The 23,358-nt window shown below is 36.3% G+C and carries 25 protein-coding genes and 1 pseudogene; 3 read left to right on the forward strand and 23 right to left on the reverse strand.

Annotated elements, in window-relative coordinates; genetic code table 11:
- The 12 genes from T529_RS13370 to T529_RS0108045 all read right to left on the reverse strand — a co-directional run.
- On the reverse strand, positions 1–226 hold a 226-nt coding region (locus T529_RS13370; protein ID WP_033163097.1), incomplete at its 3' end, for a helix-turn-helix domain-containing protein.
- 137 nt (positions 227–363) lie between these two features.
- A complete protein-coding gene (locus T529_RS0107995; RefSeq protein WP_033163098.1) occupies positions 364–1,389 on the reverse strand; it encodes an NAD(P)H-dependent amine dehydrogenase family protein in 1,026 nt (341 codons plus the stop codon).
- 37 nt (positions 1,390–1,426) lie between these two features.
- A complete protein-coding gene (locus tag T529_RS0108000) occupies positions 1,427–2,284 on the reverse strand; it encodes a MerR family transcriptional regulator (RefSeq protein WP_051646918.1) in 858 nt (285 codons plus the stop codon).
- Between the two features lie 101 nt (positions 2,285–2,385).
- Positions 2,386–3,411, reverse strand: a complete 1,026-nt coding sequence (locus T529_RS0108005; protein WP_033163100.1) for a hypothetical protein — start codon at positions 3,409–3,411, stop codon at positions 2,386–2,388.
- A gap of 46 nt (positions 3,412–3,457) precedes the next feature.
- On the reverse strand, positions 3,458–4,579 hold the full coding sequence (locus T529_RS0108010; RefSeq protein WP_033163101.1) for a hypothetical protein: 1,122 nt from the start codon (positions 4,577–4,579) through the stop codon (positions 3,458–3,460).
- On the reverse strand, positions 4,576–5,250 hold the full coding sequence (locus T529_RS0108015) for a LytR/AlgR family response regulator transcription factor (RefSeq protein ID WP_033163102.1): 675 nt from the start codon (positions 5,248–5,250) through the stop codon (positions 4,576–4,578). Before T529_RS0108015 ends, T529_RS0108010 begins: the two co-directional genes overlap by 4 nt.
- Entirely contained in the window at positions 5,247–5,684 is a 438-nt protein-coding gene (locus T529_RS0108020; protein ID WP_033163103.1) for a VanZ family protein, read from the reverse strand. Before T529_RS0108020 ends, T529_RS0108015 begins: the two co-directional genes overlap by 4 nt.
- A 137-nt stretch (positions 5,685–5,821) precedes the next feature.
- On the reverse strand, positions 5,822–7,540 hold the full coding sequence (locus T529_RS0108025) for a peptide ABC transporter substrate-binding protein (protein ID WP_033163104.1): 1,719 nt from the start codon (positions 7,538–7,540) through the stop codon (positions 5,822–5,824).
- A gap of 75 nt (positions 7,541–7,615) precedes the next feature.
- On the reverse strand, positions 7,616–8,656 hold the full coding sequence (locus T529_RS0108030; protein WP_033163105.1) for an ABC transporter ATP-binding protein: 1,041 nt from the start codon (positions 8,654–8,656) through the stop codon (positions 7,616–7,618).
- Entirely contained in the window at positions 8,656–9,663 is a 1,008-nt protein-coding gene (locus tag T529_RS0108035; RefSeq protein ID WP_033163106.1) for an ABC transporter ATP-binding protein, read from the reverse strand. The genes T529_RS0108030 and T529_RS0108035 overlap by 1 nt, the downstream gene beginning before the upstream one ends.
- A 10-nt stretch (positions 9,664–9,673) precedes the next feature.
- Entirely contained in the window at positions 9,674–10,765 is a 1,092-nt protein-coding gene (locus T529_RS0108040; protein WP_033163107.1) for an ABC transporter permease, read from the reverse strand.
- A gap of 15 nt (positions 10,766–10,780) precedes the next feature.
- A complete protein-coding gene (locus T529_RS0108045) occupies positions 10,781–11,695 on the reverse strand; it encodes an ABC transporter permease (protein ID WP_033163108.1) in 915 nt (304 codons plus the stop codon).
- Between the two features lie 502 nt (positions 11,696–12,197).
- On the opposite strand from T529_RS0108045, the gene T529_RS13150 reads away from it, so the two are divergent.
- Complete coding sequence (locus tag T529_RS13150) at positions 12,198–12,371, forward strand: hypothetical protein (RefSeq protein ID WP_156032219.1); 174 nt, start codon at positions 12,198–12,200, stop codon at positions 12,369–12,371.
- A gap of 95 nt (positions 12,372–12,466) precedes the next feature.
- The gene (locus T529_RS0108050; RefSeq protein WP_033163109.1) at positions 12,467–12,712 is read left to right on the forward strand and encodes a hypothetical protein; all 246 of its coding nucleotides are present in this window, start codon (positions 12,467–12,469) and stop codon (positions 12,710–12,712) included.
- Here T529_RS0108050 and T529_RS0108055 read toward each other — a convergent pair.
- The 10 genes and pseudogenes from T529_RS0108055 to T529_RS0108100 form a co-directional block, all read right to left on the reverse strand.
- Positions 12,709–13,449 carry a MurR/RpiR family transcriptional regulator gene (locus T529_RS0108055; protein WP_033163110.1) on the reverse strand — a complete coding sequence of 247 codons (741 nt, stop codon included), beginning with the start codon at positions 13,447–13,449 and terminating at the stop codon, positions 12,709–12,711. The genes T529_RS0108050 and T529_RS0108055 overlap by 4 nt on opposite strands.
- 4 nt (positions 13,450–13,453) lie before the next feature.
- Positions 13,454–14,230, reverse strand: a complete 777-nt coding sequence (locus T529_RS0108060; RefSeq protein ID WP_051646921.1) for a class I SAM-dependent methyltransferase — start codon at positions 14,228–14,230, stop codon at positions 13,454–13,456.
- 59 nt (positions 14,231–14,289) lie between these two features.
- Positions 14,290–15,630: an alpha-amylase family glycosyl hydrolase gene (locus tag T529_RS0108065; RefSeq protein ID WP_033163112.1), complete on the reverse strand. Its 1,341-nt coding sequence runs from the start codon at positions 15,628–15,630 to the stop codon at positions 14,290–14,292.
- Positions 15,631–15,738: 108 nt separating this feature from the next.
- The gene (locus T529_RS0108070; protein WP_033163113.1) at positions 15,739–16,764 is read right to left on the reverse strand and encodes a threonine aldolase family protein; all 1,026 of its coding nucleotides are present in this window, start codon (positions 16,762–16,764) and stop codon (positions 15,739–15,741) included.
- 208 nt (positions 16,765–16,972) lie between these two features.
- Complete coding sequence (locus T529_RS0108075) at positions 16,973–17,770, reverse strand: Cof-type HAD-IIB family hydrolase (RefSeq protein ID WP_033163114.1); 798 nt, start codon at positions 17,768–17,770, stop codon at positions 16,973–16,975.
- Positions 17,771–17,811: 41 nt separating this feature from the next.
- Positions 17,812–18,753 carry a DUF1848 domain-containing protein gene (locus T529_RS0108080; RefSeq protein ID WP_033163115.1) on the reverse strand — a complete coding sequence of 314 codons (942 nt, stop codon included), beginning with the start codon at positions 18,751–18,753 and terminating at the stop codon, positions 17,812–17,814.
- A gap of 102 nt (positions 18,754–18,855) precedes the next feature.
- Positions 18,856–19,059 (reverse strand): annotated as a pseudogene (locus T529_RS0108085) (family 1 glycosylhydrolase); the annotation flags it as partial.
- A 128-nt stretch (positions 19,060–19,187) separates the two neighbouring features.
- Positions 19,188–19,541, reverse strand: coding sequence for an arsenate reductase family protein (locus T529_RS0108090; RefSeq protein ID WP_033163117.1), 354 nt, complete (start codon positions 19,539–19,541; stop codon positions 19,188–19,190).
- Positions 19,538–19,966 (reverse strand): GNAT family N-acetyltransferase, encoded by a 429-nt coding sequence (locus tag T529_RS0108095; RefSeq protein WP_033163118.1) that lies wholly within the window; start codon positions 19,964–19,966, stop codon positions 19,538–19,540. The genes T529_RS0108090 and T529_RS0108095 overlap by 4 nt, the downstream gene beginning before the upstream one ends.
- 163 nt (positions 19,967–20,129) lie before the next feature.
- Positions 20,130–21,155 (reverse strand): alpha/beta hydrolase, encoded by a 1,026-nt coding sequence (locus tag T529_RS0108100; RefSeq protein WP_033163126.1) that lies wholly within the window; start codon positions 21,153–21,155, stop codon positions 20,130–20,132.
- A 96-nt stretch (positions 21,156–21,251) separates the two neighbouring features.
- On the opposite strand from T529_RS0108100, the gene T529_RS0108105 reads away from it, so the two are divergent.
- Entirely contained in the window at positions 21,252–21,797 is a 546-nt protein-coding gene (locus tag T529_RS0108105; RefSeq protein WP_051646919.1) for a TetR/AcrR family transcriptional regulator, read from the forward strand.
- A 90-nt stretch (positions 21,798–21,887) separates the two neighbouring features.
- On the opposite strand, the gene T529_RS0108110 is transcribed toward T529_RS0108105, so the two are convergent.
- Positions 21,888–23,348 carry a glycoside hydrolase family 1 protein gene (locus T529_RS0108110; RefSeq protein WP_156032221.1) on the reverse strand — a complete coding sequence of 487 codons (1,461 nt, stop codon included), beginning with the start codon at positions 23,346–23,348 and terminating at the stop codon, positions 21,888–21,890.
- Between the last annotated feature and the right edge of the window lie 10 nt (positions 23,349–23,358).

Raw genomic sequence — 23,358 nt, forward strand, 5'->3', positions numbered from 1 at the left:
GGCATCTGGTCCTTCTTTCTTCATATTTTTCCTGGGCTTTTACAGGGAAATATCTATCATGCTCTTTGAAATTGCTCCAGGAACGGTATGAATTCCTTTTTATCTCTCGGGAAATGGTGGAAGGACTTCTATGAAGTGCCTTTGCAATCCCACGTATACTCATGCCCAGAGCGAGAAATTGATAGATGCAGGAACGCTCATTTATGTTAATATGGTTATAGTTCATAGGCTTATCTCCATTCTATGTTTTTTTGGTCACTCACATAGTAGCATAGATAATTCCTATGAACTTTTCATATGTTGCACTTGTTATGATAATTTATCTGCATAAAAAAACACTCCCATTAAGGAGTGTTCATAGGATTAAATATAATATTCCATTGGATATGCAAGATAATCCATATCTTCAAGTTCATCCATTGTCACAACACCAGCAGGAGCATTAAGGACACTAGGAATTCTATTGACGATTGTTGCACATGTATGTTCAGGTGTTGCCGGTTTAACAACATGGAATTCTGTATCTGGTTCACCCAAGATCTTCCAATCACACATATCACCATCATCCGGTCCATAAACCTTACCAATACACTGTGTTTCAAGGGTGATACCCTGCATTGTTTCAGTAGTAACAACAGCGGCCATACCAATACAATTGCCCTTTGGAATAGTTGCTTTCATTGTTGATGAATAGAGATCTTCATCATGAAAATATGGAACACATTTTTGTGTCTGAGACTTAATTGTCAATCCTAGTTTCTGTGCTAAGGCTTCATTTGAATTCCACACATAACTTGGTTCAATAACTTCTGGATGAGCAATGCTTGCTTCAAATTCATCAGGTGTTAAGCCAACACCATGTGCTTTCGCAAGAGCAAGTCCGTAGTCTTCAACATTATAAGAGACTGCCCCTTCAATCTTTGTAATCTTATGGCAGGCACTTGCGACCATACCAACCATATTTACCCAGAATACATCTTCCATACCTGTACCTAGGAATGTACAATTATGTGCTTTGGCAATGACATCAAGCTTATTCATTAAAGCTGCGCTTGTTGTCCAGGCATATGTTGTTTCTTCACATGTTGATACAACATTAATACCTCTTGATAAGCATTTTTCAAAATGTGGGAAACAATCGCTGACTAAAGAGAACAATGTCACAATCGCAATATCAGGATCACATGTATCCAAGACTTCATCCGCATTATCACTAATCTTCACGCCAAGATCCAAACCTAACCCGGCAAACTGACCGACATCCATGCCCACGATTTCTGGATTATTATCAATAGCACCAACAATCTGGCATCCATTCTCGACTAAATAACGTAAGATAAATTTACTCATCTTACCACAACCGTACTGCACAACTCTGACTTTTCTCATTATTAAGTCACCTCCTACTTAGTAGGTTAAACCCTCATCATTGATGAGGGTCAAGTGTTTTTTTAAAGGCAATAGGAACTTGTAATCTTAAATACATGGAGCGATTATTTTGGTTGAAGAAAGTGAGTTCAATAAGCACTTCACAAATATAATCCCCAATAATCTCATAATGATTCTTTTCACAATAGTCAAGCAGTCTTTTCGCATACTCCTTTTCATCCATAAAATCATCAAGATAAATACAGGCATACATCCCACTCTCTAGCTTCTCAATTCTTTCTTTTAAAGGAAAGTGTTCATTCACAAAGATAAAGCTTGTATGTGTTTCAAAATGTTGATGCAAAAAGTTTTCTTTTGATAAGAAAGTACCAACATTACAATAATAGACTTCAGGAAGATTTTCATGAATAAGATTATTCTTGAATTCTTTGAGAATCATTTCATAGGCATCAAGACCATAATCATAAAAGTTCTTGGAGACATGAGCTTTGTAGATTGATCTTTCATCGATAAATTCAGTTGTGAGTGTGCCCGGTGTTGGTGATTTGCGATAACGCTCAAGGGAATATATTGTGCGCTTGATGGCATCACGCTGTCTGACACGTTCCGCTATTTCTTGATCAATAACAGCTTTTTTCTTAATGAGAATAGCTTCAATCAGATTGAGATCTTCTTTATCAAGAAGTTCTTTGATTTCCTTTAAGTTCATGCCTAGTTCTTTCATATAGGCAATAAGGTCTAATCTAGCATTTTGTTTGATATCGTAATAGCGATAGTTTGTTTCATGATTAATATAAGCAGGCTTTAATAGTCCCCACTTGTCATAAAGTCTTAATGTATTCACTGTAATATGATTGATTTTGGCCATATCACCAATACTCAGCAATTCTTCCATATCCATCACCCAGCTCTATTTTACTTCAAAACTCTCATCTTAGTATAGACTTCATAGTTATTATACAAATATTATTCTAAACAAAAAGGCAGATACCTGCCTTAATGCTTCAACTTCTTAATGATATGTTTACAGCTCTCATAGGGATAAGGCACACTGCCACGATAATGATAAGTAATATTCTCTACAACGCCTTCTACTTCTTTATTATCATGTCCAACAGGTACAAGTACATAGTCACCAATCCTGATTGAGTCATCATCAGTAACATAATAATAACTACGACCATTTTCTTCAAAAATAATAGAACAATAAATATATTCTCCTTCATGCACTCCATGTTCATAGATACTCTGGGCAAAGATACTGCCAAAGAATCCAAAAGTACGCATATATTCTTCAATATGATACATCACATTATGCCAATCTCTTGGCATATAGTGACGATTATATGGAAGCTGGTAATGAAATAGCTCACCATTATGCCATGTAATGTCTATTATAATACCTTCCTCATATTCTCCAACCTCAGCACTCTGTATATCAGGAATATCACCATTTAGGTTATCTAACAATGTACTAATTGAGTGCTTTGTTTCATATTGATGGGTAATGACACAATCAGGAGCTATATTCTTTGTATAGATGAGTGTTTGATGCTTACGGTTAATATCTAGATTTTCCTCATAGTCAGCCTGCTCATTATTCTCAATGATCAGCTTATGATGATAATGCATAGTGAAGCTTTCTATGCGCTCAGGATCGACATAGGGCACTTCTTCAACAAGTTCATCAAGAATATCCAAGAGCTTCTCCCAGCAATCCGGATAGCTATTATCACCAAAGATGCTTTCTCTTGGCTTATTCGCATATTGATATTCTATGGACCATGTTTCTCCATCTAAAAGCATTTGATCCGAGTGCATATACTGGCGTTCTAAATGATCTAAGTTTAAAAGTGTCATTCTTGTATTGAAGTAATTAGCTTGTTTATCCGTAATACTTCTTTCAAAGTCTTCAAACTTTGTCCCCACAACATGATAATGAGGATTACCTTTTAAAAAGACTTCTGTTTCTATATATCCTTCTCCATAGGATGAAAGTGTAAATTTAAAATATTCCAACATGATTATCACCTAGAAATATTTTATCATTCCTAGATTTCCTACTCAATCATTTATTCAGCAGGATACTGATACCAGTATTTTCAAAGCGTATTGTTCCTTTCATTTGATCAATAATAGCCATTAATTCATCTTGATGATGTTCTTTGTTTCTAACATATTCCACATGAATATAATAAATCTGGTCTGTTTCTTTTGTAGAAAAGATGACTTGTTTACCTTGAAGTGTCACCATGACATAATCAACAATAGACAATAAAAGCATTCTTAACTGATCTTCAGGTAATCCCTCAAATGAGGAAAGAAGGTGAAAACGCCAGTCTATATCAGGCATAATTGCCATCGCGCCATTCAGGATCGTTGTCATCGTCTTTGATGCATCATAGATATATTCAGGAAGATCAATGGGTATATCATGTTTTTCTTTCAACAAAGCATTGATATTTGCAAGAACATGGCGAAGATTCGCATTTTCTCTTTGCATTGTGCTAACAGCCTGCATATAGATAGCAATACGCTGACTGTTGAAGGCAAGAATCTTACTTTGCATATAGTCGTTCACTTCAGCAACCTGCTTATAGAACTGCATACGCATGACAACAATATTGATCATCAACACCAACACAACAACGAAATAGAGGATATTTGTAAACACAAGGAGATTCCATATCATAAATGATCCCAACAAATAATCCAAAACAAATAATACTGTTCCCATCTTTAATGATGATGTAATAAAAATATGAGGCTGAAAATCATCCCTATTATTATATGCAAAATAAGCTGCTAGAGAAAAGCCAATTAATGACATGAAGTTTTTAAAAAGATCATTCATATAAAATATATAAGAATTCAGTAAGCTTGAAATCAATACTAAGCCATAATCAAATGCCTGATAAAATAGAATAGTTAATAAGACTTCAATGGGATGAAAGGGGCTTACTCTTTTACCATAGATAAACAATACTCCTACAACTATAATACTGATCCACCAGTAAGCATCAGGCCTAAATATTCTTATCACCAAAGAAAGATAATAGAGACCCACAAATATCCAATAGTATTGCCTTTTCTCTTCAACACGTAGTTCATTAAAAAGCACTGATGCCTGCAACAAGGCTTGAAGGAAGTAGGCAATCATATCAATGACAACTTCTTCATTCCATATCATAACTTATTCTCCAACATTTCAATAAAAGCTTTCATCAAGAACTTCTCCCTTCTTCTTGAAGCATATAATTGTGTTCCATCATCCATCAATACAATATCCTTCTTCACATTTTCGACATGATACATATTAATAATCTCCGATCGATTAATTTGGATAAAGTATTGGGGTAATAATGCAGAGATTTCTTTTAGTGTTTTCCCTTTCTCAATAATTTCTTTTGAATGAAGATGGGTGATACGATCATGTTCATATTGAGAAAAGTATGAAATATGGCTAAGCAGGATATCCTGGTTTTGGATAGTGATTGTTTGATGCATATGTTTATAGTAAGCAATATATCTTTTAATTTCACTTCTTGCCTGTGTTTCATCTTGCTTAAGAATGTAGCTAAAGGGAGCAACATGGAAGGCATGAAAGACATAATTCTTATGGGAGCTAACAAAGATAATATCGCTTTGGGTGATCTTCTTGGCGATATTAATACCATTCTCTGCGCCTAATTCCACATCTAGAAAGACCACATCATACTGATCATACTTATTCATAAAGCTCTCTGTATCACTAAAACAATCAATCGTATAAGTGAGGTCTTCTGATTTTAGGACATCATTAATCATATTGTTTAAAATATGATGATAATCGATATTATCATCAAGTAATGCGATTTTCATTTTACATCCCTACCTAGTAATCTTGTCTTTATTAATGCCCTACATAGATAATAGACCATGATAGCACCAAGTATGTTCATTAAAATATCCTGCGTATCAAAAGAACCAAACCTTAGAACAACTTCCAGTATTTCCACACAAGTAGCGACACTTAGAATGGATAACACCATCATTTTGAGTGATAGATCTTTGTCAATGACCAATAATGCAACAACTAAAGGCATAAACAAGATAAAATTCAATAACAGATCACCAATGAGATAATGAGCGATGAGTGTCCCTTCTACATATTGTTTATATGCATCTAGAAAAGGAATAATCTGGATACCACATTGAAAGGCAGGCAAAGGACGAAACCTGTTTTTCACTCCAGCCACCGCAAATATTAAAAGAATACCATATATAATTGAAGCCCACATTATTTTCTTTTTCACAATTCACTCCTCCTTGTATTATCATCCTAACATGTTCATATGAAAACACAATAGAGTGAACATGAGTGGTTTATTCATGACATTAATGGCACGAAAAAAGATCCAGAGGTCTCCCCCCTGGATCAGTGCTTTAAAACTTATTTTGTTTTCTTAGCATACATGAAGTACTTGTTACCGAATACTGTTGAGTAAACTCCAGTAACGTTAGATTTCTGCATGTAGATATCGTTGTAGAAGTAGATTGGAACTGCTGCATAAGTAGCCATTAATTCTTTTTCTGCTTCATGTAATAATTTAGCACGTTCAGCGTTATCAGTTGATGAGTAGATCTTGTTGATTAATTCATCATAATGCTTCCAATTTGGAGCAGCTGTTGAATTACCTTTACCAAGCTGTACATCGTTGTTACCTGACTTAGTTGAGAAGATTTCTAACATGTTGATAGGGTCATCATAGTCAGCTACCCAACCTTCACGTGCAACTGTAAACTTACCATCTTTACGGTCCTGAATGAATACATTCCATTCTTCTGTATCGATATTAACCTTGATACCTGCAACTGCTAAATCCTGCTGGATACATTCAGCAACTTTCTGGTGACCAGTGTTAGTATTAATCATGTAAGGAATAGTGATTGCCTGACCATTCTTAGTAACTTTGAATGAGCTCTTGTCTTTACCATTCTTAACTTCTAAGCCTGCAGCCTTGAAATCTTTCTTAGCCTGTTCAATGTTGCTTGAACCAGTCTTAGTTGCATCGAAGTAGTTAGACTTGTAAACTTTACCATTACCATCATGCATACCCTTTGGTACGAATGCGCCTGCTGGAACCTGACCAGTCTGACCTACAGTATCAACGATATATTTTCTGTCAATTAAGTCAGAGACACCTTTACGGAATGAAGTAGCCTGTTCTGGAGTCATACCACTGAATAAATCAGAGTTAACGTTGAAGCCAATGTAGTATGTACCTAACTGGTCAACAGTCTTTAATTCTTTACTCTTAAGAACGTTCTTTAATTCATCGTTTGGTACACTATCAATGAAATCAAGGTCACCTGATTTATATGCTGCATAAGTAGCAGTATCATCAGCTGATAACATGAAGTTTAATTTCTTGATAGATACATTTTTAGCATCATAGTAGTTATCATTCTTTTCATAAGTCATTGATTCGTTATGTTTCCACTTAGTAAGCTTATAAGCACCATTTGATACGAATCCTGCTTCCTGAGCCCAAGCACCTGGTTTATCACCATTTGGGTTAGCCTTTTCTACAGCAGCCTGTGGAACTGGCATGAATACTGGGAATGCTAATAACTGATCGAAGTATGGAGTAGGAGCATTTAACTTGATGACTAACTTGTAATCACCTTCAGCAGTTACATCCAATACTGGATTAGCGTCAGTAGAGTTTGCAGCACGAGCTACTACATCAAATAAGTATGAGTAGTCAGATGCAGTTTTAGGGTTTACAGCTCTATTCCAGCTATAAACGAAATCTTTAGCAGTTAATTCAGTGCCATCAGACCATTTAGACTCTTTTAATTCAACTGTATAAGTCTTCCCGTCCTCAGATACAGTTGGCATAGCCTTGGCTAATGCTGGCTTTAACTTGCCATCCTTTCCGTAAGTTAATAAACCTACAAATGAGTTGACTGCAAGTGCAGCGCCATCAACAGTTGTGTTAAGAGCAGGGTCTAACTTATCTGGTTCTGAAGCCAAATTGATGAACAAAGTACTTGTGTCACTGTTAGTTTTAGTAGCATTTGCATTGCTTGTTTTCTTTGAAGAGCCACAGCCTGCTAAAGAGAAAGCCATAGCACCTGAAAGAACTAAAGTAACTAATTTCTTCATAAACTTTCCTCCTTCTAAAAATTAATCCTTTATTTAAAACCCCCCGCGAGTTTTAAACCATCTTATTGTCATATCTTAACGATTATGACATGCGACAAAGTGTCCATTACCACGATCTTTTAATTGTGGCATTTCCTTGGCACATTGTTCAGTAGCGTAACGACATCTTGTTCTAAATGGACATCCTGATGGCATGTTCAATGGTGATGGTACATCCCCTTCAAGAACAATACGCTTTGAGTGTCTAGCTGTTTCTGGGTCTGGAATAGGTACGGCAGAAAGTAAGCTTAATGTATATGGATGAATTGGATTGTTGTTCAATTCATCAGCATCCGCAATTTCCATCATCTTCCCTAAATACATGACGGCAATACGGTCTGAGATATGTTGTACGACAAGTAAGTCATGGGCAATAAAGAGATAAGCAACACCAAGTTTATCCTGAAGCTCTTCAAACATGTTGATAACCTGAGCCTGAATGGATACGTCTAGGGCTGATACAGCTTCATCGCAGACAATGAATTTTGGATTAACGGCTAATGCTCTCGCAATACCAATACGCTGTCTCTGACCACCTGAGAATTCATGTGCATAACGCATCGCATGTTCCGCATTCAAACCAACTAATTCCATTAAATCAAGAATCTTCTTACGACGTTCTTCTTTTGACTTATAGAGATGATGAACATCTAATGGTTCACCAATAATATCTTCGACAGTCATACGTGGATCCAATGATGAATAAGGATCCTGGAAAACCATCTGCATCTCTTTACGATATGGAAGCATATTCTTAGAAACAGATTTATGTTTCTGAGGGTTACCATTCGCATCTAGTATTAGTTTATCATTTTCATCATACTCTTCGCCACTATCAAATAACACTTCTCCATTAAAAGTGATTTTACCAGCAGTTGGTTCATAGAGACGAAGTAATGTACGTCCTACAGTTGTCTTACCGCATCCTGATTCACCTACTAAACCAAGTGTTTCACCTGGCTTAATCGCAAATGAGATATCATCAACGGCTTTTAATGTCTTTTTCTTAAAGCCCTGCTTTACAGTGAAATACTGCTTTAAGTGAGAGACTTCAAGAATATTCTTTTCTTCGCTCATTAGTGAACTCCTTCCTGTGATTCATAAAGGTCTTTGATATTCATCCAGCAGCTTGCAAGATGATCTTCACCAACCCAATATTCATCAGGCTGTTTTTCAAGACAGACCTTCATGGCATTCTTACATCTTGGACAGAATGCACAGCCCTTAGGCATATTCAATAAGTTAATTGGTGTACCACCAATAGGTACAAGCTTCTCATTCATATTGTCTTTTCTTGGAATGGAAGCAAGTAAACCTTTTGTATATTCATGGGCTGGTTCATAGAAGATGGCATCAGCTGTACCACGTTCACATACACGACCACCATACATAACGAGGATTTCATCACACATTGAAGCAATGACACCTAAGTCATGAGTTACCATGATGATGGCCATACCAAGCTTCTTCTGTAGGTCTTGCATTAATTCAAGGATCTGCGCCTGAATAGTAACATCAAGAGCTGTTGTTGGTTCATCGGCAATAAGCACATCAGGTTCACAACATAATGCCATGGCAATCATAACACGCTGTCTCATACCACCTGATAATTCATGTGGATATTGCTTTACACGTGATTCTGGTTCGTTGACCCCAACAAGTGTCAACATTTCAATCGCACGTGCTTTGGCTTCAGCCTTTGTTTTGTTTGTATGAAGAAGGATGGCTTCTTCAAGCTGATAACCAACAGTAAATACTGGGTTTAAAGATGTCATAGGGTCCTGGAAGATAATCGAAATCTTTTCACCACGGAACTTCTGCATCTCACTTTCTGAATAGTCTAAGATGTTGTCTCCTTTAAATAAGACCTTACCTTCTGTTACACGACCAGTTTCTGCTAAGATCTGCATGATAGAGTAGGCTGTAACTGATTTACCAGAACCAGATTCACCTACAATACCCAATGTCTTTCCCTTTTCAAGCTTGAAAGAGATACCATTGACAGCCTTAACTTCACCATTATCGGTAAAGAAAGATGTATGAAGGTTTTCAACATCTAATAATACATTTGTATCTTCACTCATAGTAAACTCCTTAATTCAACTTAGAATCGAACGCATCTCTTAAACCATCACCTAAGAGGTTAAGGGCTAATACGATCAAGACAATGATAACTGCTGGAATGATCAAACGAGATGGGTAAGACTGCATAGCCTGACGCGCATCGTTCGCAAGTGAACCAAGTGATGGCATTGGTGCAGAAACACCTAAGCCTAAGAATGAAAGATAACTTTCTGTAAAGATGGCACTTGGTACCTGTAGAGCAGTTGTGATAATGATAACGGATAAGCAGTTAGGGATAATATGACGAAGAAGAATACGTCTATTTGGTGTACCAATAGCTTTAGCTGCTAAGACATATTCATTGTTTTTGATCTGCAAGATCTGACCACGTACTAAACGTGCCATCGTTACCCAATACAATAATCCAAAGACAATAAACATTGCCAGCATATTACTACCTAATGATTCAAAGACAGTCCCTTTAATATAACCACTTAAGACCTGCTTGAAGACAACTGATAATAAGATAATCAACAACATATCAGGTAATGAGTAAATGATATCGACAATACGCATCATAATCATATCGACACGACCACCAAAATAGCCCGAAATCGAACCATAGATCAGCCCGATAATTAAGACCATGATGGCTGCTACAATACCTACTGAAAGGCTGACACGTGTACCATAGACACAACGAATGAAGTAGTCACGGCCAAGTGAATCAGTCCCAAAGATATGTGGGAATAAGTTCTTCCCTGTTTGTGTCATATAAGCCTGTTCACGTGGTGAGAACTGGAAAGGTGCTAAGTTAGCAGTACCTTTATCACGTACACCATTAACTGTAATCATTTCTGAATAGCTATAAGGCACAATATGAGGTGTAATTAAGATAATAAGAATAAGAGCAATTAAGATAATGATTGAACCCATCGCAAGAGGATTCTTACGAAGTCTTCTCATACCGTCTTTAAAGAAGGTTGTAGACTCGCCCATTACATCTTGTTGTTTCTTTTCTTCATCTGTTGCTTTTTCAAATTCTTTTTTATTGAACTGAGACAAATCTACCTGACTAGAGAGAATCTGTCTTTTCTTATATACAACATTTTCTTTTTCCATGTTCGAAGTCCTTTCCTAGTTATTAAAGTCGATACGAGGATCGATAAACTTATAAGCAATATCAGTTAATAAGTTTGCAACAACCATTAAGATGGCTAAGAAAATCGTAACAGCCATAATCATTGTATAGTCACGGTTATTGATTGATGTAACAAATGCTGAGCCTAAGCCACCAATTGTAAAGATACTTTCAACAACCATTGAACCTGTTAAGATATAAGCAATTTCAGGACCTAAATAAGTAACAACTGGAATTAAGGCATTACGTAAGGCATGAACGAAGATTAATTTTGATCTTGCAACACCTTTAGCCTTAGCTGTACGGATATAGTCCTGGTTTAATGCATCCAACATACTTGTCTTTGTAAGACGGGTAATATAAGCCATTGGATAAACTGATAAGGCGATAATTGGGAGAATGTAGTTTGGATTATCGGCATCGAATACTGGAATCCAGCCTAACTGTAAACAAATGACCAGCAATAATAATGTTGCGAGAACGAATGATGGCATCGCTGTACCGAGTGTTGTAAAGAATACAATGATTCGATCGGGCCAACGGTTACGCATTAAGGCAGCAATTGAGCCCAGAATGACACCAATGATTGTGGCGATAAAGACGGCTGAGAAACCAAGTTTTGCGGAAACGGCAAATCTTGAAGTAATATCTGGCCAGATAGGACGACCGTTATTTAATGAAACGCCCCAGTCACCTTTTAAAATGTTCTGCATATAAAGAACGTACTGCTGTGGTACAGGTTTATCTAGGTTATAACGTTTATTTAATTCTTCAATAACCTGTGGACTTACAGCCTTTTCTTTATTAAATGGACCGCCAGGAATTAAGTTCATGGCGAAGAATGTAATGGCGCTGACAATTACGATTGACACAATCGCAAGAATGACACGCTTTAGGATGTACTTTGACACTTTTATCCCTCTCTTCCTAAATTCAAAGCATCTACTTTGATACATACTCTTTGTCAACTGAAAACAACACTTATGAGTGCACGCATGTCATCTTCTCCCATATTGGACTTACTGCTGCTAAGAAAATGCATTTCATTCTCTACAAACAAGAATTCTCTTCAATTAACACAAATGATTTTTATAAATCATAGAACTATGCTAAACTTTCAAACGCAAAACGTCAATATTTTTTCTTATATTGTATGAATTTTCGAACAATTAATTCTCTTTTGTACTAATTTCAAAAAAATTATTCTTTATATCAGAATTATGTAAGCGCTTATATGTATAGTTTTGTTAAGTGTTTGTCACGAATGTATATTATTAATATCAAATTTTTAATTTCAAACGAAATGAAAGCATTTTTATTTCTCTGTAAGCGTTATATTGCTTCTTGCCCTCTTTACATTTAAGAATGACATGATATATTGTCTTACAATCAAATATGGTTAGGAGGTTAATCATGAGAATTAATTATGCGGATGCTTTAGTTGAATTATTAAATAGAGAACTTAAAGACAACAAACATACCTTAGATGAATTTATTGATGCCTATCGTCTTCATAATGAAGACATTATCCTTGTGACTTTATCAAAGGATATGAAATATAACCCAGAAACAAGACAGTTTGAATAGTACATGCTCATAAAAAGAGCTTTTTCATTGAAAAAGAAGTGAAAGACATCTTTCACTTCTTTTTTGTAGTATAATGATTGTACGAGGATATACATATGAACAAAGATCAAAAACACACATATCATAATATTGAAACATTACAGGAGATCAAAGAATCCCGTAAAGAAATACAGAATGCCCGTGTTGAAGTACAGAGTACACGTGAGGATGTGATGGGTGAAAAGATGGATATCATTCAAGGGATGTATAAGTCTGGCATGCCGATTGAAAAGATTGCTGAGATTGTCCATCTCGCACCTGATGTGATTAAAGGGATGGTGGAAATAGAGAAAAAGGTCTAGCCTTTCGCATAGACCTGACTGATATAACTTCCTACCAGCATTAATGTATAAGGATGTCCTACTAACGAGCCATCTGAATGGAAATCAATGACCTGATTGATAAAATCGGGATATTGATCACAAGTAGAACTAATGAAGACGATATGAGGCTTCTTGAGTTTCTTGAGATCACTACGTAAACCAGGATAATCAAAATAAGCGCCTGTATAAGAGAAAATAATGATTAAATCTTCTTCTGAGGCATGGAGTATATAATCAATTTGTTCAAAGTAAGAAACGTTGGTATAAATGGGTTTACCTAGCATCATCATTTCATCGACAAAATTCATTGCTGCTGTTTCGGCTTTTAATAAGCCAAAGGCAGCAATTTTTTTATATGTCTTGATTTTCTGACAGAGCCTATCGATTTCATGATGATTAATGGTTTGATAGACATCGTTGATGGCATGTTGAAGATGGGTTGTATAGCTCTCTAAGGAATCTTCACATTCAAAATGCAGTGAGGCCGAAAGCATCAGTTCCCTTAATTCATTATAATTTTTTAAACCAATATCTTTCACAAAGCGAGAGATTGAACTATTAGCCACATGGCAAGACTGAGCGAGCTGGGCAATACCCATATATTTGACTTCATCCAAATGCGTAATGATATAGGAGGCAATTTCACCATTGGTCGAGCCTTGTTTTTCTGAAGCTATTGTATTAAGAAAGACGACCGGTAACTTACTATAGATCATGCACTCACTTCCTTAATATATCCAGGGCATGTCTGCTTGCCCCAAGTAATTCATAACGTTCACAATTTGCCAAATGATAAGCCATAAAGCAGGCAAAGCTTTCTTCATCCATATGATTGATTTCTCTTTTTAAGTACTCGGCAGCACCGTCCTGTCCAATGATCTTATATCTTTTCAATCCTGCTTCATCTTTAAGCTTGTTGATATCTTCAATACGGACATAGGAATAGAGATCATCTTCTTTAGAAATGACATGGAAGTTTTCATCAACTTCTCCCTTTTCTACAGCCTGTTTTAAAAAGCCTTCTTTAATACCATGTTCAATAATCGCATATTCATTAAGACAATAACTTATTAATATAAAGCCTGTCTCTCTGACAACGCGCTTGGCCTCATTTAAAGCTTTCAATTTATGTTCATGAGAGATTAAATGGTACATTGGGCCAAACAATAAAACGATATCAAACGAATCATCTTCAAACTTTGAAAGATCCATGGCATTACCTTCTCTTGCATCAAGATTCGGACATTTCTTCTGCATTGTACGAAGATTGTGTTTGACAAGCTCAATCGCATGCACATCATTACCTGCCTGAAATAAAGGAATGGCATAGGCTCCCGTTCCTGCTCCCACATCAAGAATACGGTGGGTCTGACATTGGCTTAAACATACATTGATATAATGCATTGCTGTGTTGTATTCCACACGGGCATGCTTTGTCTTTAAGCGTTTATCTTCGTTGAATTTATTATAATATGTGACAAGATTTTCCTCGTTCATCTTCATTCTCCTTTTCCTCATCATAGCACAAAAAAGATGACCAGCCTATGGATGATCATCTAATGATTGATTTCTTGTCCGCAATTGCTTTGAATAATGATAGGTTCACCATCCGTATAAAGTGTTGCCTCTCTTATTTCATAACTCTTGCCATCAATAAGATTCTGATAAATGCCATCATGCAAGTGGGCTTTAGAGACATCACAGGCTGTTGGCTGACCATCAAACTGGAAGATACCTACTAATGATGGATGTTTAGTAGAATCATGAGGAGAAGAAGCATTTTCTTGATGAATGGCCATCAAGACATCTTTGCGAATTACTGCTGTACTATAAGTAGAGTTCGTTAAGATACTGTTCTTTTTCATGTCATAGAGTTTATGCATATAGTCACTTAAATCTAAGTCTGTATCCCATTGAATAGGATCATAATCAAAAAGGGCTGGCGTGTGAATGCTTGCGACTTCCTGTCCATTATAAAGCAGTGTTATTCCTTTATTGAAATAGATGAAGGCTAAATGATTCTTTAAAGCCTGTTCATTGCGAATGAGTGAATGGGCACGATTGCGGTCATGGTTTTCTAAGAAACGAGCCTTTACATAATTATCTGGATAAATCATTTCTTGTAAGTTAATCGCCTGGCTATAGGCTTCTAATGTCTCTTTACCAATGACATAATTCTTAAAGGTATTAAAGATATCATAGTCATAGCTCATATCAAAGGCTTCAAAGATTTGGCTATCACTCGCACACTCGACCCCACGGTTACGATTATAGGTCACAAAGCCTGGATCCACGCTTTCCGCGAGCCACAATGCATCTTGGCGTACATCTTTGACTTCTTGACGCGCTCTTAGCCAGAAATCTATAGGCACCATGGAAGCCACATCACATCTAAAACCGTCCACATACTTCGCCCACATCTTGAGTGTCTCAATCTGATAATCCCAGAGTTCTTGATGACTATAGTCTAAATCCACAACATCCCACCAGTTACCAACACGATTTCCTAATGTTCCATCTTCTTTATGATAGAACCATTCAGGATGGTTTTTCGCAAGATAGGAATCGGGTGATGTATGATTATAAACAACATCAATAATAACCTTCATACCTCTTTCATGAATGGCATCACATAAATTGATAAAGTCTTCCATCGTGCCAAATTCTGGATTAATAGCACGGTAGTCCTGGATGGCATAGGGTGAACCCAATGTTCCTTTGCGATGCATCTTGCCAATAGGATGAATAGGCATCAACCAGATGATATCCACACCTAACTGTTGAATACGATTCAAATCCTTTCTAACGGCATCAAATGTCCCTTCTTTACTATAATTGCGTACATAAATACTATAAATAACATCATTTCGTAATGTCTTACTTGTCTCTTTTGCCATGTTCATACTCCTTTGTTTTCTTATTCTATCAAAACACTATACTTCGACAAAGTATTTCTAAAAAAATAAATACAATTCCAAAAGAAAAGATATGACCGAAATCATATCTTATAAAAGTTTCTCTAATTCCAAAAGCTGTTCATCAGTTGTAGCCCATGATGTACAGAAACGAATGACAGTATGGCTCTCATCATATTTTTCCATAAAAGAGACACGAACATCTTTTAAAAGGGTTGCATATTTATCATTATCCACAATCACAAATTGCTGGTTTGTAGGAGAATCAAGATAGAACTGATAGCCTTTATCTTTTAAGAGCTTTTTGAGCTTGTTGGCTTGATGAATGGCATGGGCAGAAATCTTAAAATAGAGATCATCTGTAAAGAGGGCATCGAACTGGATTCCTGTCAGTCTGCCTTTGGCAAGCAATGCGCCATGTTGCTTAATGATGGGAATGAAGTGCACAGGGGCATTATGATGCGTAAAGACAACTGCTTCACCACAAAGTGCCCCGACTTTTGTCCCACCAATAGTAAAGACATCACAAAGCGCACTCAAATCAGTTATATCTACATCATTCTCTTTAGCCATTAAGCCATAACCCAATCTTGCCCCATCAATAAATAAGGACATCTTGTATTGTTTACAGATTTCAGAGATTTCCTTTAATTCTTCAAGTGTATAAAGTGTTCCATATTCAGTTGAGAAAGAAAGATAGACCATGCCAGGAAAGACCATATGTTCATGATTGCCATCATGATAGAATGTTGCAACATATTCATTTAAATCACTCGCTTTGATCTTGCCCTCATAGCTAGGAATCGTTAAGACCTTATGACCATGGTTTTCGATAGCTCCTGCTTCATGAACGGCAATATGTCCTGTTTCAGCTGCGACAACACCTTCATAAGGCTTTAAGAGTGATGTGATGATGGTTTCATTGGTTTGTGTACCGCCTGTTAGAAAATAAATATCTGCATCATCATTATGCAAGACTTTTTTGATTTTCTTCTTTGCTTCTTCACTATATGAATCACTGCCATAACCAGGTAATGGTTCCATATTTGTCTTCACGAGAGCTTCTAATACTTGTGGATGACATCCTTCACTATAATCATTTTCAAATGACAACATGTTAACCCTTCTTTCATTAAATATATTTTCATAAAAATTTTATTTATGAAATTTGTACACATTCAGTTCATAATTCTACTTTATTATACTAAGTGTCAGGAGGTAACCCCTGATGTTCATAAATTTTCCCCTTAAAATATTTCGACAAATAATAATTTCGACAAACAATGAGAAGTCTTTTTCCTCCCAAGAAAGACTTCTTTTTGTTTTAACTTGGAATGAGGACTTTTAAGATTTTTGCGAGTCCATCATTTTCGATTGTATCAGTTGTAATATCAGCAGCAGCCATAACTTCTGCTGAAGCATTGCCCATCGCAATGGAGTGTTTGACATAGTTAAACATCTCAATATCATTATCACCATCACCAAAGCCATAACTTTGTTTTTTTGGAATCTGGTAATAATTCAAGACTCTTTCGATGGCAAGGGCTTTAGAGATTGTTGGTGAATAGAATTCAAAACAATGATCACTGCCATGTTCATCATTCTTAATCATATAGCCAAAATCATGTTCAAGATGATGTTCTAGAAGATCATAGTCCTGATGCTTGACATTGGCTTCTACTTTAATTGTGCGATGTAAGACTTCATCACGATCAAAGTCTAACGAAAACATCTTTTCCATGCCTAATTCTTTAAAGAAATCATAAAGTTCATGAAATGAGGGATTGATATAGATATGGTGTGCTGTCTCCAACATATAGTCAGAACCTAGCTTTTCCAACATATCACATGTCGCTTTCGCAAGCTCATAATCCATCTTGTTTTCATAGATGACTTTGTCCTCAACTTCAATGACACCGCCATTATAGAGAATATAACCATCCATTGGTAGACTCAGTAGATCTTCATTCAACATTGCCTTTGGACGACCTGTCGCGATAAAGAGCTTATGGCCAAGATGCTTAAGTCGCTGAAGTTCAGTTTTTACAGATTCAGGTACATGCATAATACCAATATTAGGATCGATGAGTGTGCCATCGATATCAAAAAATAATGCTTTCATATATTATTCTCACTTTCATCACCATCATATCTAAAATCCATCTAAAAATCAAAAATAGTTGTTTGTTTGTCAATATAACTGATTTGTTTTGCATCACGAATAATATCTGTTGGCTTCACATGGCCAATAAGAAGTGGTGAAGTCGGATCATGGCGTTTTAAATTCTTTTCTACAAGCTTATTATCATAATTTGCATAACAGTATCGACATTCATGAAAACATGTATTATAGGCACCAATATCATTGCCAAGAAGGCATTGACATCCTGCTCTTGCCATCATATCTGTCTTAGGAATATGAAAATGGAGTTTTGTCGCTTCTTCAAGTTTATCCTTCGTAGCACAACCCGATGTATCAATGTTGTACTTATTCAGGAAGGGATCATTTTCTAGACATGTTCTAAGCTTGATATTATAACGTGTGGCAATAGCACTGAAGCCTTGTGCGAGCACTTCCTTCTCCTCTCGTGTCACTTCCCGAACTTCTGGGAAGTTTTTGATTGTCTTCTTGTAGAGATCAATATAGGAAAAGATGCATGCATCGACATAACCTCTAAGCTTCTTGCACATTTCTTCAAAGATATGGATATGATATTCAAGGGTGTATTTCTCGTTGATGAAGATTGGATCATAACGCCATATAACATTCTCTTTGCCTAGTTTTCTTGATAATGATTTTGTGGCATCAATGATTCTATTCTTATTAGGAACATGAGGTTCTATTTCTTGGCCATAGGGTGTTATTGTGACCATGAAGTACATCCGATAGTCTCTTTTGAGTTCATCAATATAGGGTAATATCGGTGTTGGATTTTTTGTACAAAACTGTATCAGATCAACCACATCGGGTGATAGTCGATAACGTATGACAAGATCTTCATTATAGGGATTACGGCTTAGAACATAGCCTTCATGAATACGGTTCATAAACCACTGGCTATAAAATGCCGGTATATCCGTACGATTACCTGTATTAAGAATCATCAACAATCACCCCTTTCTATCTATGCATTATCTTATTATACAAATCCATCCACTTCAATACATATCCCCTCATAGAAAAAGCAGGAATTTCTTCCTGCCTTTTTAACCTAAATTTTCACCGTTAGAAGCAATAACCTTCTTATACCAATAATAAGAATCTTTTGTTTTTCTTGAGAAATCACCCGTACCATCATCATGACGATCAACGTGGATAAAGTCATAACGGTTACGATATTCACCTGTGCCTGCTGATACTAAATCAATTGGTCCCCAAGTTGTATAACCGATAAGTGGTACACCATCTTCATCAATAGCTCCTAAAAGCATGTCAGGCACATTTAAGCCTTTTCCATCTTCTAAGTAAGCTTCTTCAATATCTAACATTATTGTCAGACATTTCAGGAATTTCCAAAGCTTCTTTCAGTTTTTGAAAGCTAACCAAGCATTTCTTCCCATTCAGCTTCTTTAAAGCCAACAAGCACGCCTTGATCAGTCACGAATATAGGTCTTTTGACCATCATACCATCACTTGCCAAGAGGGCAAATTGTTCTTCTTCACTCATATTCTTGAGCTTATCTTTGATATTTTGTGAACGATAGAGCGCTCCTGAAGTATTGAAGAAACGCTTAAGTGGCAAGCCACTTCTTTCTTTAAAGTCCTTCAGTTCTTCAACTGTGGGATTGTCTTCTTTAATTGGTCTTTTTGTATAAGCAATATCATGGGCGATAAGCCACTTTTCTGCCTTCTTGCATGTACTGCATCTATCATAACAAATAAACGTATTCATCTTTCTCCTCCATAGACCATTGATATTGTCTTAATCCCATCAACAGTCTTCATTTCCTCCATTTTCTTAAAGCCAAGATGTTCATAAATAGCTAAGGCATAGGGAGATGCATCAACATAGACATATTCACCTTTCATCTTCTTTAAGACATATGCGATTAACTGCCTGCCATAGCCTTTTTTCTGAAAGTCTTTACGGACATAAAAGAATGTTATGACATCATCCTGATATCCAATCACACCTACAAGCTTATCTTTCTCAAATAAGCCATAAAATACATGATGACTGTTCAAATAATCATATTCCTCTAATACAGTCTTAAAATATGCCTGTCCTGCCATGGAATAATCCTTGGCAATACATGCCTCAAAGACCTCCAATACTAAATCATGAACCTCTTGATTATATTCTATTTCTTTAATCATATATCCATTATACTTATCAATTGCACTCTTGTCTCCTCCAACACTTTCATCTTTTCAGGAATTCAAAAAGGTCTAGAAAACTAGACCTATATAAAGTGATAAAATAGATATCATAATATATGGTTATTCTCCAGTATATTGGCAAATCTTTATATTTCATATATTAATTAAGAGCTGTATGTTTCAGAAAATCAATTAATCTCAGGAAGGCCTTTTTAGCCGTAGAATCCTCCCTCTCTGCAGCGACGAAGCAATGTGGCATCTTCTTTCCTTCTTCTTTAAGGGGATCAGCTATTTCATTTATTACGCCTACTTTATTAAGTGCATTGTGCATTTCATTCATATCCGTTCTATATTCACTTCCAAGTAAGAATGATGGTGGATAAGCACCTGTCACATGAAGGATATTGTTATAGTGGGATTTCTCTTCTTTCGACAAGAAAGTTGTACCATTGATATAATTCCCAACCAGCAGCTTACATGCAAAAGGAAAACGATCATAGTCAAGTGGTGCATCATCTATCACGACTCCCTTTAGCTGTTTAGGAGATAAAGATGGTGTTACACCAATAAGATTTGCATAATCTTTATTTGTAATGACACTTCCTATTTGAGAAGCCATAATTGCCCCAGCAGAAGATCCCATAACAATGACATTTTCCATATCTAGATGAAATTCATCCGCATGTTTTTTTGCCCATGCAAATGCCTGATTAGCCTGAATGAGAGGAACAGGAAAATGATAATCAGGCACAAGTGCATAATCAACATTGACAATAGTAAATCCAGCTGCACACAAGTCATCCAACAATGCTGTCGCCTCAGTTGCCGCCATTGGATCTCCCATATTCTTACTACCTCCAAAGAAACCACCGCCGTGAAAATAAAATAACGTTGGATGCTTCTCTTCGACATTCTTTGAAGGATATATGATATCCAGATAACTATTAGGGTATTTGGTTCCATACTTACGTTCAGTAATCTTGTATAAGCCTGATTCTGTCATTCCCTTTGTAGGATTATGTAAAGGTGAGTATGTATTCACAGGAGCTTTCTTATACATCATCTTCTGAATCACACCTATCGCAAACTGTGGATGAATGGCTATGACAGTTGTCAATGCTCCTGCCACAACAACAATAGTCAATAAAACAATACCTATTAATTTTAAAAAACGATGCTTTTTCATAAATACCTTGCCTTTCTTTCTTGGAAACTTTATCATAACACTAATTATGAGACAAGTGTCTCGCTATTAATGAGACAGAAAGGAAAGAAATGACTCATGGAAAATAAAACAAATAAGGAATATTATGTTGAGCAACAGCTTGCAAAGACTCTGATTGAATTATTGAACGTCACTTCTCTTGATGAAATATCTATACGCTCTTTATGTGAAAAAGCAGGTGTCGGTCGTGCTTCCTTTTATCGCCATTTCCATAATAAAGAAGAGATACTTGAAAGCCATGCGCAGTTTCTGATCCAACAATGGGCAAAGGAACTAGAAGCCAATCCAACCGCAAAACCCTGGGATGTATTTACCAGCTTGTTTGCCCACATGAAAAAACATCAGGATTTTTATGAAGTTCTTCATAAAACTGGAAGAGACACCGTCTTGCGTCAATCTCTACGCAAAAAGATAGGTGTGACAAAAGAACTCTCTAATTTAGATGCCTATCAAAAAGTATTCTTTGCAGATGGTGTAAGTGGATGGATTGAAGAATGGATAGAAAGAGGAATGCAAGAAACACCGGAAGAACTTAATGAATTGCTCTGTCAATACTTCAATGATGTCTTATCTATCCTTGGCAGAATATTCACACATGACTAATGAACGAATATGGAATGAGCTTTTTGACAATCTGGAAGTTTTATATTGATATAAAAACACATCCCAATAATTTAGGATGTGTTCTTTTTATTAAGCTAAATCCTCACCGTTGGATGCAATGACTTTCTTATACCAATAGAAAGAATCTTTTCTACTTCTTGCGAAGTCTCCTGTGCCATCGTCATGACGATTGACATAGATAAAGCCATAACGTTTATGGAATTCCCCTGTACTAGCAGAAACAACATCGATACAACCCCATGTTGTATAACCAATTAGTGGAACACCCTCATCAATAGCTTTGCCCATCTCTTCGATATGTGAACGTAGGTAATCAATACGATAGTTATCATGAATAGAGCCATCTTCTTCTACCTTGTCCACAGCTCCTAAGCCATTCTCTACGACCATGATAGGGACACCAGGATATCTTGAAGCAACTCTCTTAAGATTGTATCTTAAGCCTTGTGGATCAATCTGCCAGCCCCAGTCTGAAGCCTTTAGATATGGATTCTTGACACCGCCAATAAAGTTACCTTCTGTTGTTTCACTGCCTTCTTCAACAGTAATACAGTTACTCATATAATATGAGAATGTATACATATCAACAGTACCTTCTTTAAGTAAAGCTTTGTCTTCTTCAGTAATATATGATGTATCAATACCTTGTCTTTCTAAGGCTTTTAAACCAATAGGATTATAATGACCTAATACCTGTACATCACCACAAAAATCATTAAAGATTGTATCCATTTCCTGTGTTGCCAATTCATCTTTAGGATTAGGTGTCAAAGGATACCAAGGAATATTAATAAGCATACAGCCTATCTTAAAATCAGGATTAATCTTATGTCCTTCAATGACAACCTTGGCACTGGCCAGGAATTGATTGTGTAAGGCTTCATATCTTTTTTGTGGCTGATCTTTTAATTTGGATGTTGGGATGGGTTCTGTTGTTTCCAAATCTTCTTTCGCAACTAAACCGACACCCATATAGCCACCAAATGGCTGGCTAGCTCCATTGATTTCATTAAATGTCAACCAGTACTTCACTAAATCTTTATATCTCTTCATAACCGTTGTAGCGTAGCGAACATAAAGATCAATAGTCTTTTTAGAATAGAAGCCTTCATAATTCTTAACGATATTCCAAGGAATCTCATAATGACATAATGTGACTAATGGCTCAATGTCATGCTTCTTACATTCTGTGAACATATCTTCATAAAATTTTAAACCTGCTTCATTAGGTTCTTGGTCATCACCATTTGGGAAAATACGTGACCAGTTAATAGATGTTCTGAATGTCTTGAAGCCCATTTCTGCAAATAAGGCAATATCTTCCTTGTAATGATGATAGAAATCAATTGCTTGATGGGATGGATAGAACTTATTTTCAATAATCGATGGAAAGAAAGTACGTGGTGTATGAACATCACCACCAAGAAGCATGTCAGCAGCACTTAAGCCTTTACCATCTTCTAAGTACGCCCCTTCACATTGGTTGGCAGCTACTGCACCGCCCCATAAAAATCCTTTAGGAAAACTCATGAATATCTCC

Source organism: Sharpea azabuensis DSM 18934, assembly GCF_000702165.1.
Taxonomy (GTDB): Bacteria; Bacillota_I; Bacilli_A; order Erysipelotrichales; family Coprobacillaceae; genus Sharpea; species Sharpea azabuensis.